This window comes from Bartonella sp. CL70QHWL (genome assembly GCF_042194855.1).
Taxonomy (GTDB): Bacteria; Pseudomonadota; Alphaproteobacteria; order Rhizobiales; family Rhizobiaceae; genus Bartonella.
The window spans coordinates 1-13,336 of record NZ_JBHINJ010000001.1 but is presented as its reverse complement, the minus strand read 5'-3'; the positions used below and the strand labels follow the sequence as shown (position 1 = coordinate 13,336).

Here is a 13,336-nt window from a genome sequence, read left to right as displayed (position 1 = left end):
TGAAGCTTCTATACCGTAAAATTGTTTCACATATGTATAAAGGTGTAGCTTCTGAATAAAACGCACATAAAATATTAATTTTGTTTTTGTCCATAAATGTTCCGTTTTCATAGAGGAATTAATCATAAAACAGCACAAAGATTATAAAAGCCTCAAAAAAGAAATTTTGCTTTCTTAAATTTAATGATCTAAAATGAAAATTGTAAGAATGCCTGTTTTTAAACAGGATGTATCATGCATATCGACTGGTATTCATTTTAGAGGATAATTTATGTTCACTTCAAATTTGAAGGAACGCATTGCTTTATTTGAAAATAGAACTTTTCTCTATTTTACTTTGAGCGGCTTATTTGCTACATTTGGAAGTGGACTAAATTATATTACATTGTCATGGCTCGCTTACAATCAGACGGGCTCAATCCGTGGTGTAGCGTTGATGATGCTTTTTCTTTGGACGCCTGGCATTATTTTTGCGCCTATTTTTGGCATATTGGCAGATAAATATAATCGTAAAACGCAGATTATTATTTCAAATCTTGTGAGAGGTTTGGTAATTGTAAGCTGGGTAATGCTTTGGCATTTTGGTATAGAAATTGAATTGATGGTCTTATCTGCTCTTTTGGGTATTTTTATCCCTTTTTATATGCCATCAGCTATTTCTTTAATTCAAAGTATTGTGCTGAAGGAACAGCTCATCAATGCAAATGCGACCATCGATATGGTTTATGAACTTGGCACTATCGTAGGTATGGGCTTAAGTGGATTTATACTGTCCTATGCAGGAACAAAAGGAACTCTTCTAATAGGTGGTATATTCTTTATCATTGCTGGTTTATTTAATTTTGCAATGAAGGTACCTAAAAACCGAAGATCTAAAAATCAAAACCAGCAAAATTGGTGGGAAAATTATACAGCATCCCTTCATTATTTTAAACAGAATCCGGCTCTTTTTGTACCTTATATAAGCCAGATGATTATTATGACTCTTTTGATGACCATTCCTGTTATTCTCGTTCCTTATATACAAGAGGTTTTACATGCAGATAGCAGTATCTTTGCAATATTTGAGGTGCTTTATTCTATGGGCGTATTGACAGGTGCGTTTTTTTCACCACTTCTTTGTAAAGTTTTATCTATCAGGAAAACATTAGCCATTTTATTAGCTTTTATGGCTATTGGCCTCGCTATTCTATCTGTTAATACACACAATTTTGTTGTTTTTCCTGTTTACTTTATGATTGGATTTGGACTTTCGAGTTGGGCTCTTTCGATTTCTTTATCACAACTCTCTTGTGATCCTGAATACCAAGGAAGATTGCAGGCAAGTTTTAATGGTATCTCTGGATGCTTGATCCTCGGAGTCTACCTCATTATGGCAAGCGATAACAGTAGCATATCACCTCAATCGATATATTTTTTTCAAAGCATTGTTGCGTTTGTTGGAATACTCATAGTGCTGTTTTATAGACATGAAAAACAATAAATTACGTTTAAGAGTGGTCAATATACGCTATTTTATAAACATTTACGCTGCAGCACATTTCATATTTTGCTTTTAAAGGAGAGTTGAGAAAATGTAAAAGTTGGTGCTTAATGAACAAAGCATAAATTGATGTATACTAGAGAATACTCTCTATTTTTTGATAATGATCTAAAAGAATTGATGCGTTTCTTTAATTCATCTCACTGTTGTTAAGAAGACGAAAACGTAACACTTTAAATCTTCTTGAGAGTTTTTTGTTTAAGCGTAGTAGAAAGTAAAGCAATGAGGTAATATCGTATCATATGGGGAGAGTATTGTATTATTTTTGTTTTTCAAAATCCATATGAAAAATTGTATCAATTTCATCTTCATTGGAATGGGTATTTCTACGACGATGCAAGGTTTGCACAATCTCTTTTTTTAAAACAGCATCTGTTTCACTTAAACGATGAATACTGAGTTCCAATTCAAGAGATAACGCCAAATCCACGCACAATTTAAGCTCTTCTCCAATGTCGAAACCGCGTTGATAGTCGTCATAAAGACCAACCAGTGTATCAGATAATTCTTTATCGCATAAAGAGGTCATGCTTAATTCCTCAACGTTGCGGGTTTCCATGCAGCTTTTTTAAGTATCACTCCACTATCATCACTTAAAATTGCCATGTATACGAACCTCATGGTTTTGTCAATTTTCTGCAAAATACGCGCTTTTAAATCAATGCCTATTAAAGATTTTATTACTCCAAGTTTTTGAAGCGCCCAATTGTAAATATGGATGGCAATGTGTTTACTATAGAACTTATAGCATTTAAAATACACTGCCAAAAGGCTTTTAATGTGCGTAGAGGAAGAGTATTCTGACGATAAACCAAACACCCTGAAATCTCTATTGCCAATTACAGCTAACTCAGTGTCATTAATATATAAAATAAGCAAACAGGGTTTGTAAACGTCTAACTTTTTAATAACGAGTGATAATCTCATTTTTTGTAGAATACCAATTATTTTGCCTATTTTATATTGATTTTTAGACATTGATAAACTTTTTACCTTATAAAAACCTATGGGAAATGAATTTGCATATTTTTGTAATAAGATTTCAGTGGTATATTGCACAGCATGGAATGAAGAGAATCGTATTAGGCTTTTTGCTTTTGGAAGAATATGACTGCGACTTGTGAGAAAGCAGTTGGCAAGAATTGGCTTGGCATGCAAACTGATAGAGTTGGCAGTGGCGCATTTAGCTTTTTCATTGGGCTGTGTCCAAATGTTTTTGACTCTGGAAAATAGCCTCGGATAGGCTTGAGTTTTTCCAAGGTTATATTACAGGGGCGCAGTTCAGTAAAATACCACGGCGATTGCATTTTTTGTGTAATTGTCATAATTTTCGCTCCTGCTTAAACGGATGCTGCAACATCTGTTTTTGTGGGGTTATGTATGTGATAACTGCTCTTTTTAAGGAGCAGTAATAATAGATATAAATCAATATAATTATTTAGTCAACAATTATATTGATTTTGGAGTGTTTTTTGGCTCGTCCGGAAGCAAAACCTAAAACTGAGTTGGCAAAACGTTTTCGTGAAGTGCGTCACGCTCTTGGTTTTACAGAGCGTAAGCAGTTTGCTGCACATCTTGGTATCACTGCTGGCTCTGTAGGAACTTATGAAACTGGTATAAGTGAGCCTACAGCCTCTGCGCTCTCCAAATATCAAGAAATTTGTGGTATTTCCTTAGATTGGCTTGTGACGGGCAATGGCGAGATGTTTTCAGATATGGCAAAGGCAAAAGCAGCTGGTTTTAAACCGCAAGCGATACCTGCTGGGCTGATGAAAAAGCTGGGACATTTAGTTTATACGACCTATCATGATGCAAAAATAGATCTTTCTCCTGAAGATGTTGCGGAATTAGCAGCAGAGCTTTATGGAAGATTGCAAGAGCTTATTCAAAACCTCAATGATATGGAAGAAGTCGAAGCCACTTTGCCACTTTTAAAATTACATTTAAAGCGTAAAATCGAAACTGAAAAGCATATCTAGAAATTTCATAAGATACGAATGAACAGCCTTTTAAAAAAATAAAACTTTTTTGATTTTCTGCTGTATAACCAAGTTTGGAATGTGAAAATCTCACGATCTTCGAGTCTTTTATTCAACCTGAAAAACGAGAAGCTATCATTATAAATCAATATATTGTTCTGATTAAAAATAAAGCAGTTTATAAAAAGAACGACGGGTAGCAATACAAACAAAATTGATTCAAAAAGAAGCTAATATAGTGTCATTCCTGAAATATTTGTTGGTTGAGGGAAAAGATACTGACAACAGTGAAAATACAATGACGATGTTTTGTTCCTATAGAAGGGTAACAGACATATACGCGAGAAGAACGAAAGATCATTTATAGCACTTTTGTCTTTTTATGAAGAGGACAAGATGAGCACGTTGGAACTTTTTACAGAGCGTGCATCATTATATTAAGAAAGATTTCTTTCAAAGATATGCATTATATATTGAAACAGATTATCTCGCAACAAAGAGTGAGATTATCATGATAATCGTTATCTATTACATTGTGCTATAAGTTAAAAAAATCATAAATTTGTGTTTATAAGAACAGCTATTTTATTGAGAAGTATTTTTACAAATTTATAAAAAATTATTTTTTACACTCTTGCCATTTTGCTGATGCGCTTTATTTGAAAAGTAGAATTGCTCTTTAGTGAAACTATTTTGTTAAGAGATAAATCGCAGTATTTTTAAATGGAGATTACGGTATATTTTCAAAGTCTTGTGTTTTTATTGATTTTTTAGCTTGAATCCCTCTAGCTAAAAGGGTTGGGGACTTTTCTAGATTTGATGTTGTTGCAGAGATTTAGGGCGATGCCGTAAAGATGGCGGTATCGTAGGGGGAGAGTTTTGTCTTGATTTATTGGTTTTTGAAGTGCGCAAACAAGGGTTTTGCCGTGTGTGTTTTCGCACGTTGTAATGATGTTGAACTCTGTTGGAGGAGGTTCTTATGAAAAAAAAATATTCCACACCAAATTTAATTAAAGTTGTCTCTCTTAGTACGGTAATGGCGACACTCTTATCGAGTGTTTCTCCTGTTTTTGCTGCCAACTTTGCATTCACAGGAGGGGCTAATTTAAGTACAAGTGGTGGTGGTGTTGTATATCCACACGGTAGTCATGGTAGTGTTGTGTTGGCTGGTGATGATGATTTCTGTGGTGCAGACAATGTTATTGGGCGTGGCGGCAAACAACAGCAGGGAATTGCTGATAATCAACGAATAACTGCAGAAGTCCAATATAACAGATTTATCAATGGTTACACTGGGACAAACGGGCGTAATGCTTATGGTACGACCACTCAACAGGTTATTTGGCAGGGTGATGGGACTCTGACCAACAATGCTACTTATATGGGACCAGTCGGCTCTAGAGGGACTCTAAATGCTATGCCTGAGGCTTATGGTGTTTATTCTTTTGCTACTGGCTGTGGTTCTGCTGCAACGGGTAATTATTCAACCGTTTTTGGTGCAGGTGCGACAGCAAAGGCAGGGGGTGCGCAAGCCTTTGGTGTTTCTGCACTTGCAAGTGGTAAAGCAGCTGTTGCTATGGGTGTTGGAACAGAGGCTTCGGGAGAATCTACAGTTGCTATTGGAGGGCTTGCAACTGCATTAGGGGAAAATAGCATTGCTGTGGGGACGAAGGCAAGAGCAGAAAAGAATTTTGCGATTGCTATAGGTACAGATGCTGAAGCTAAAGCTTCAGGTTCTATTGCAATAGGGGGCAGGCGCTCTGACAGAACTGAAGAAAATGATCCTAACAGAAAAGTAACAGCGGAGGGTGAAAATGCGATTGCTATAGGTTCGCATACATATGCTAAAACAGAAGATTCCGTTGCGATTGGAGCAAATGCACAGGTACATGTTAATGATGGTGTTGCTATCGGTGGTGGCTCTGTCTCTGATAGAGACAAAGGTGTTAAGGGGTATGACCCTTACCTTAATGGTGATACGACAGAAACCGGTATGGCATGGGTAAGTACAACAGGGGCTTTTAGTGTTGGTGAAGTTGATGGTACTGGTAATGGTAACCTAACACGACAAATTACTGGGGTAGCTGCTGGAAGTAGAGATACCGATGCGGTAAACGTGGCGCAGCTGAGAGCTATGAGAGATGTCATATCAGGGGGGGGAGGCTGGAAACTTTCTGCTAACGATAAAGATCCGACAGATGTGCATACAGGCAATACCGTAGATTTTTCAGTGAAAAGTAAAAACGATGAAGGAAAAGACAATTTAACGGTTGCAAAAAACACTACAGAGAATAAGCATAAAATTGAATTTACTTTGAGTGATACTCTGAAACTTACAAGCGTCACTACAGGTCAAAGCTCTATGAGTGATGATGGCTTTATTATTCAGAATGGTCCAATGATGACTATTGATGGTATCGATGCTGGCAATGAAAAGATTACAAATGTAGCAGATGGAGAAGAAGATAATGATGCTGTAAATTATAAACAGCTGAAAGAATTTACAGCAGGAATTAAAGAGGGCGGCTGGAAACTTTCTGTTGAGGGGAACAATGCGACAGATGTTAAAGCTGGGAGTACAGTAGATTTTGTTGCGGCTGCGAGTGGGGACGGAAGCAAAAATATCAAAATTGAAAAAGATAATAATAATAAAGTTACATTTTCTTTGAATGATGCTCTTAAACTCACGAGTGTTACGACAGGCAACAGCATTATGAATAGTGATGGCTTTAAGTTTATTGATGGTAATGGCCCTAGCATGTCTCAGAATGGTATTGATGCTGGCAATAAACAGATTATAGGAGTAGCAGAAGGGACTAAAGATACCGATGCTGTAAATTATAAACAGCTGAAAGCTGTGCAAGAAGCTTCTAAAACGCACTGGCAACTTACCGTTAACGGTGAAAGTCCTATGTCTATTGGACAAAACGATACGATAAATTTTGAGGCAGCTGGCAATGAAGATAGTCAAAATATCAAGATTGTAGGAGATGGTAACCGTAATGTCACATTTGATTTAGCTGATGATATTACAGTGACAAGTGTTGCTGCCGGTAACAGCTTTATGAATAATGATGGTTTCATGATTACTGGTGGTCCTCATATGGCTACTGGAGGTATTTATGCTGGTAATAAAAAGATTAAAGGAGTAGCGGCAGGGGAAGAAGATACTGATGCTGTAAATTATAAGCAGTTGACAGAGGTAAGAACACTTGCTGAAGCAGGCTGGAAACTTTCTGTTGATGGGAACAATGCTACAGATGTTAAAGCTGGGAGTACAGTAGATTTTGTTGCGGATGCGGGTGAGGACGGAAGCAAAAATATCAAAATTGCAAAAGACAGTAATCAAGTTACATTTTCTCTGAATGATACTCTTAAGTTGACGAGTGTCACGACAGGCAACAGCATTATGAGCGATAATGGCTTTGGGTTTGTTGATGGGGGACCAAGCATAACTACGAATGGTATTGATGCTGGTGATAAAAAGATTACAGGAGTAGCGGCAGGGGAAGATGATACCGATGCAGTAAGTTATAAGCAGTTAAAAGACTTTACAGCAGGGATGGCAACAGGCTGGAAACTTTCTGTTGATGGGAACAATGCTACAGATGTTAAAGCTGGTAGTACGGTGAATTTTGTTGCAGTTAAGCAGAAAGACGATGATAATAATGAGAGTGAGAACACAAATATAAAAATTGTCAAAAGTGAAGACAATCAAGTATCCTTTGATTTAAGCGAATATATTAAAGTTGGTCGTGTAGAAACAGGGGATAGCAGAATGAGTAATGCCGGTTTCATGATCAAGGATGGTCCAAACATGACCAAGGGTGGCATTAATGCTGCAAAGACACAAATTAAAGGAGTCGCAGATGGTAGCGATGAGCATGATGCTGTTAATCTTTCACAATTATATAAAATGAAGTTTGAGATAGAAGACAATAGTCTTGTTAAATGGAGTAAAAGTAAAAATTTAATTACCATTGGTGCCGAAAAAGAAGGTATTGAAATCAAAGTTGCGAACTCTGAAGGCAAGGATCGAATTATTTCTGGTGTTGCAGTTGGAAAGGTCAGTTCCGATTCAACAGAAGCAATAAATGGCCATCAGCTTTTCAATTATGCTGCGAATATATCAGAATATTTTGGTGGTGAGACAAATGTGATTGATGGTATAAAACCAACTTTTATGGTTCAGAATACAAAACATAGTAATGTAACTGATGCTTTTAAAGATATCGATAGCTCTATCACAGATATTTATAGTCAGATTAACAATGTAACAAGTAATAATCTTGTTAAATGGGATGAGGGCGAAAAGCTTATTACCATTGGTAAAGAAAAAGGCGGTACGAGAATTAATATCACAGGTACTGATGGAGGTCGAACCATTACGGGTGTGAAAAATGGTGAAATTTCCAAAGACTCCATGGAAGCCGTAAATGGTAGTCAGATTAATACAATAGCTGGAGATATTGCAAATTATTTTGGTGGTAATGCAAAATTTATTAACGGTGCTTTTGTTAAACCGAGATATAATTTAACTACTATTGAAGCAGATGGTACAGTAAAACAGAAAGAACATAATGATGTTGGATCGGCTTTGTCAGGGCTTGATACAAATATCAGGATTGTTAATGCAAATTTGATCAGTGGGTTTAATGATGTTGCTAAATATTTTGGTGGTGGCGCTGGATATGATGAAAATGGAGAATGGCATGCTCCTACTTTCCAAGTTTATCATATCGGCGATAATGGTGCCGTCTCTAAGAAGCCTTATCAAAACGTTGCTGATGCTTTTGAAGGTGTGAACAATACTTTCACAAATATTCACAATCAAATCTCTGATATAACAAAAAATAGCCTTGTGAAGCAGGAGGGAGAAGACGGTCTTATTACTGTTGGTAAAGAAACCGGTGGTACAAAAATAAGTATTGCAAATAAAGATAATCAAGAGAGAACACTTTTCGGTATAAAAGATGGAGAAATCTCTCAAGCATCAAAAGAAGCAGTAAATGGTTCACAGCTCTTCAAGGTTGCTGAAAATACATCGAAATATTTTGGTGGCAGTACAGATGTACTTTCCGGTATAGAACCAACTTTCCTTATTGATGGAACGGCATATGATAATGTTACAGATGCGTTTACGGGTGTAAATATTTCTATCCATAAAATTGATGATAAGATTTCTGATGTGATAAAAAATAGTCTTGTTAAGCAAGATGGAGGTGCATCAGGTGTTATTACTATTGGTAAGGATACCGCTGGTACTGAGATCAATATTGCAGGTGTTGGTGGTTCAGGACGTAAAATTTCTGGCGTGCGGGAGGCAGAAAATGGCGATGAAGCTGTTAACAAAGACCAACTTGATAAAAGCATAAAGGATATTACGAAAGATATTGAGACAGCAACTGCAGCTGCGGTTCTCTACGATAAGAATGGCGATGATAGTGTTAATTACGGTAGTGTGACTTTAGGCGGCAATAAGAGTAATGGGCCAGTTGCTCTTCATAACGTAAAAGATGGTAGCATTTCTGAAAATTCCAACGATGCAATCAATGGTAGTCAGATTAATAAAATATCAGCAGATATTGCAAAGTTTTTTGGCGGTGGTGCAAAGTTCATTAACGGTGCTTTTGAAGGGCTGAAATATACTTTATCGGCTATTGTAGGTGGTGAGGTAGGGAAGGCTAATTTTTACAATGTTGGTGATGCTTTAACAGGTCTTGATAAAAATGTTCAAGATGTGAATCAACGCTTAACGAATGTATCCAATGAGTTTAATCAGAAAATTGAAGATTTCTCTAAAGATGCTTTACTGTGGGATGATGATGAAGAAGCATTTGTGGCACGTCATGAAAAAGATGGGCAGAAAACAAAGAGCAAATTGAAGTATCTTTTGGATGGTGAGATTGCTCAAGGTTCAACAGATGCCATTACGGGCAACCAACTTTATTCCATGAATAACCAGCTTGCTAATTATTTCGGTGGCGGTGCTAAATATGAGAATGGCAAATGGACAAATCCTACTTTTAAGATTGTTCAAGTCAATGCTGATGGTACGACTGTTGAGAAAGAGCACCATAATGTCGCTGATGCTTTTGGTGATATTAATAATGGGATGTCAAATATTAACAACCGTATTGATGATGTCATCAACAAGGTCGATACAGATGCTTTAAAGTGGAACGATAAAGAAAAAGCCTATGATGCTAATCGTGATGGCAAGCCGAGTAAAATTATCAATGTAGCTGATGGTAAAATTGTAAAAGGTTCGAAAGATGCGGTCAATGGTGGACAACTTTGGGAAACTAATGAACGTGTCACTGGTGTTGAAAAAGATGTGAAGCATCTTACCAACAGAGTTGATAATATTTCAAATACGATTGCTGATATTGGTGATGTAGTTCTCAATATTGATACCAAAGTTGATAACATCAATAATAGAGTTGACGGTATTGAAGAGGACGCTGTTCGTTATGACAGAGATGCAAACGGCAAAAAGACCAATAAAATCACATTAGCGGGTGGTGATGCCAGTGAACCTGTTTTGATTGATAATGTAGCTGATGGTAAAATTGAGAAGGGATCAAAAGAAGCTGTAAATGGTGGTCAACTCCATGACTATACTAAAGAACAGATGAAGATTATTCTTGATGAATCCAAGCACTACACAGATCAACGGGTTAATAATATTGTGATTGATGCGATTGATGATGCTGTTGATCAGTCTAAACAATATACAGATATGAAGTTTAACGTTTTAAACTACAGTATTGAGAGTGTGAAAAAAGAGGCAAGACAAGCAGCGGCTATTGGTCTTGCGGTGTCTAACTTACGCTACAATGATACACCTGGAAAATTAAGCGTTGGATTTGGTACTGGTTTATGGCGTAGTCAATCTGCATTTGCCTTTGGTGCAGGTTACACCTCAGAAAATGGAAAATACCGCTCTAACATATCCGCAACAACTTCTGGAGGTCACTGGGGTGTAGGTGCGGGATTCAATATGACATTGAACTGATAATAAACAAAATACATAAAAATTCCTTTTCACCCCTGTCTCATGAGGCAGGGGTGAATTGTTGTTACGTATGTAAAAATTATATATAAATTGATAAGCGCTATAACGACAAATACAGGTTTAAAAAACAGAAAAAACCTATACACTTTCAACAAAATGAACTTCTTATTTCAAAATAAGATAATAAGTTTTTCCATAAATTATAAGTTCATTATTTTTTTAAATCTGAAAAATCTGTAGCACTCTACAGATAGAAAAAAACCTTTTGCTCTCTACAAATCTATTAAAAAGCTTTCTACTAAGATAAAAGTACACATTCAAATGTATTTCAACTTTACTGGAAGAAGTTATAAAACAATCCACTAAATCAACTCTACCCCTTGCAAAAAACAAACAATAAGTTTAAAAGTTAAAAAAACTAATCACCACAAAGAAATTTACTTTCTTAGGAAATGTAAAAGAGCAAAACACATTAACCATAAAAGCTAAAAACACAACTTCTCTATCTTTGCAGTCCGGTACTAAATTTTTGAATACGTTTAGAAAAACCAAATTTAGGAAACTTTATAGCGTTTAAATGTGTCTTTTTTGTGTTTATAGTTATTTCTTTCATTGGGGAGTTCATTATGAAAAAATTATATACAAAATTAGCAGGGAGCAATTTAAAATTTTCCCGTTTTCCTTTTATTAAAGTCCTATCCTTGACTTCAATAGCTGCACTTTTAGCCAGTATTTCCCCTGTTTTTTCGAATGATCTTGATTCAGGAGAAGAGATTTCTGCAAACATAAGGAACACTGCTGAGATATATCCACAAAGTATTGTCTCTGTTTATGATAGCTATAACAGTGATTTGGATTCTTCTAGTGCATCACAGGAAAATTATTTAACAGCGCTGAATGTTTCTTTGACATCCAAGGTAAGTGCTGCTGATGACTATGCAAATTTTTTAACCAAAACTCTTACTGGTGTGAGCGATTATAGTCCTATAGTGAATGTTTTGGCAGAAGCCAGCGATTCAATACGTTCAATTGATATGAATGCTGGAAGTAAAAAAATAACAAGAGCAGCTTTAACTCCAAGAGTTGTAACGGGCGGTCAAATGACTAGGGATGGGAATTTGGGTAATCCTCTTGTCCATGGTGAACGAGCTCAGGGAGAAGCTCATGATGCTATTGTTTACGGGCAGGTAGCGCAGACGAAGGCTGACCAAGGGATTGCAATCGGCTTAACTGCTTTAGCCGGTAGGAGTAGAGATACTAAAAATAGCATTGCAATCGGTTCTTCTCTAACCGATAGTTATGATGAAAAACAGAGAACAGTTTCATTCGGTGATTTTTCAATAGCCTTCGGTAGTAAAGCACATAGTTATGCAAATGAAGCGATTGCTATGGGGTACAATGCATATGCACAGGAGCAGGCGCTGCAGGGAATTGCTATAGGCGCTAGCTCTAATGTGACGGTTGCGGCAGGTGTTGCTCTAGGAAGCGATTCTGTAGCTGATAGGGCTGCTGGTGAGCTTGGCTACACTTCTTTGTTGCAGGGGTCTGCAACAAACGTTGAGGCGCAATGGAAAAGTACGCGGGGCTCAGTTAGTGTTGGTGATTATAGTAAGGGTATAACCAGACAAATTACAGGCGTAGCTGCTGGTTCTAATATTACCGATGCAGTGAACCTTAAACAGTTGCAGGACTTAGAACAAGTTGTAAGACAAAACGGTTGGAAATTCTCTGTTGGAGATAAAAATGCTACAACTGTTCTTATGGATAGCGCGGTAGATTTTTCCGCTGGAAGTAGCAACCTAAATATTACAAAGGGCGAAGATGACAATAAAGTAAAGTTTGATCTGGCTCAAGACATTGCACTGGAGAGCGTAAAGGCAGGTACAAATACCTTAGATGCTACGGGCTTAGTAATTACTGATGGTCCGAAAATAATCATTTCTGGGATAGATGCTGGGGGTAAAAAGATTACAGGAGTGTCGGATGGCACTGGAGCGAACGATGCAGTTAATTTTTCACAGTTAAGCAAAACCAATGAGAGTCTTTCGTCCACAGCGAGAAATCTGGAAACGGCTATGGCGAATACATCAAAATATTTTGGTGGAGGTGCAGGAGTTGCTGGTTCTGACATGACGGGACCAACTTATGACTTATCCAAGATTGATACAAAGGGTAATATAACAGAGGGCTCTTTTAAAGATGTTGGTAGTGCATTTACTGGTCTTGATACAAATATCAAGAATGTGAATGCACGGATTAAAGAAGTTTCTGAAGGAGTAGCACAGGATTCTTTGTTATGGAATGATGAAGCCAATGCCTTTGTAGCGCGTCATGAAAAGAGAAAAGAAGAAAAAGGCAGGGCTGTAAGAACACAAGAAAACAGTAGAATTACGTTTCTAGAAAGTGGTGAGATTACCCAAAACTCAACAGATGCAGTAAATGGTGGTCAACTTTATTCAATGGGTAACATGCTTGCATCCTATTTTGGTGGTGGTGCTGGTTATGATGAAGAGGGCAAATGGAAAGCACCGGATTTCAAGATCAAGCAGTTTGGTGAGGATGGTACTTCTTTTGACAAGAACTATACGAATGTAGCGGATGCACTTGCAGGTGTTGGAAGTTCTATCACGAATGTTCAGAATAAATTGACTGAACAGGTTAACGATGTGATTACCAAAGTAGAAAGTGAGAGCTTTGTTCAGCAAGACAAAACAACGCATCGTCTCACTATTGGTGCAAAAGTAGGTGGCGCAGAAATCAATATTGCAAATGAAAGCGGTGCTGATCGGATAATTT

The 13,336-nt window shown here is 37.1% G+C and carries 6 protein-coding genes and 1 pseudogene; 4 read left to right on the top strand and 3 right to left on the bottom strand.

The window, feature by feature from the left end; genetic code table 11:
* Positions 1 to 271: 271 nt before the first annotated feature.
* Positions 272 to 1,483 carry an MFS transporter gene (locus ACFIJZ_RS00035; protein WP_273790295.1) on the top strand — a complete coding sequence of 404 codons (1,212 nt, stop codon included), beginning with the start codon at positions 272 to 274 and terminating at the stop codon, positions 1,481 to 1,483.
* A 319-nt stretch (positions 1,484 to 1,802) separates the two neighbouring features.
* On the opposite strand, the gene ACFIJZ_RS00030 is transcribed toward ACFIJZ_RS00035, so the two are convergent.
* The 3 genes from ACFIJZ_RS00030 to ACFIJZ_RS00020 form a co-directional block, all read right to left on the bottom strand.
* Complete coding sequence (locus tag ACFIJZ_RS00030; RefSeq protein ID WP_012754562.1) at positions 1,803 to 2,072, bottom strand: hypothetical protein; 270 nt, start codon at positions 2,070 to 2,072, stop codon at positions 1,803 to 1,805.
* A gap of 2 nt (positions 2,073 to 2,074) precedes the next feature.
* Complete coding sequence (locus ACFIJZ_RS00025) at positions 2,075 to 2,521, bottom strand: hypothetical protein (RefSeq protein ID WP_375630477.1); 447 nt, start codon at positions 2,519 to 2,521, stop codon at positions 2,075 to 2,077.
* 104 nt (positions 2,522 to 2,625) lie between these two features.
* Positions 2,626 to 2,868, bottom strand: a complete 243-nt coding sequence (locus tag ACFIJZ_RS00020) for a hypothetical protein (RefSeq protein ID WP_273790297.1) — start codon at positions 2,866 to 2,868, stop codon at positions 2,626 to 2,628.
* 147 nt (positions 2,869 to 3,015) lie between these two features.
* Between ACFIJZ_RS00020 and ACFIJZ_RS00015 the strand changes: the two genes are divergently transcribed.
* From ACFIJZ_RS00015 to ACFIJZ_RS00005, 3 genes and pseudogenes are all read left to right on the top strand, one after another.
* On the top strand, positions 3,016 to 3,522 hold the full coding sequence (locus ACFIJZ_RS00015) for a helix-turn-helix domain-containing protein (RefSeq protein ID WP_273790298.1): 507 nt from the start codon (positions 3,016 to 3,018) through the stop codon (positions 3,520 to 3,522).
* Positions 3,523 to 4,501: 979 nt separating this feature from the next.
* Positions 4,502 to 10,540, top strand: coding sequence for a Vomp family autotransporter (locus ACFIJZ_RS00010; protein WP_375630476.1), 6,039 nt, complete (start codon positions 4,502 to 4,504; stop codon positions 10,538 to 10,540).
* A 626-nt stretch (positions 10,541 to 11,166) separates the two neighbouring features.
* Positions 11,167 to 13,336 (top strand): annotated as a pseudogene (locus ACFIJZ_RS00005) (hypothetical protein); the annotation flags it as partial.

Coding starts and splice junctions, on each gene's coding strand:
- ACFIJZ_RS00035 (WP_273790295.1), top strand. CDS start 272: ATGTTCACTTCAAATTTGAAGGAACGCATTGCTTTATTTGAAAATAGA.
- ACFIJZ_RS00025 (WP_375630477.1), bottom strand. CDS start 2,521: ATGTCTAAAAATCAATATAAAATAGGCAAAATAATTGGTATTCTACAA.
- ACFIJZ_RS00010 (WP_375630476.1), top strand. CDS start 4,502: ATGAAAAAAAAATATTCCACACCAAATTTAATTAAAGTTGTCTCTCTT.
- ACFIJZ_RS00020 (WP_273790297.1), bottom strand. CDS start 2,868: ATGACAATTACACAAAAAATGCAATCGCCGTGGTATTTTACTGAACTG.
- ACFIJZ_RS00030 (WP_012754562.1), bottom strand. CDS start 2,072: ATGACCTCTTTATGCGATAAAGAATTATCTGATACACTGGTTGGTCTT.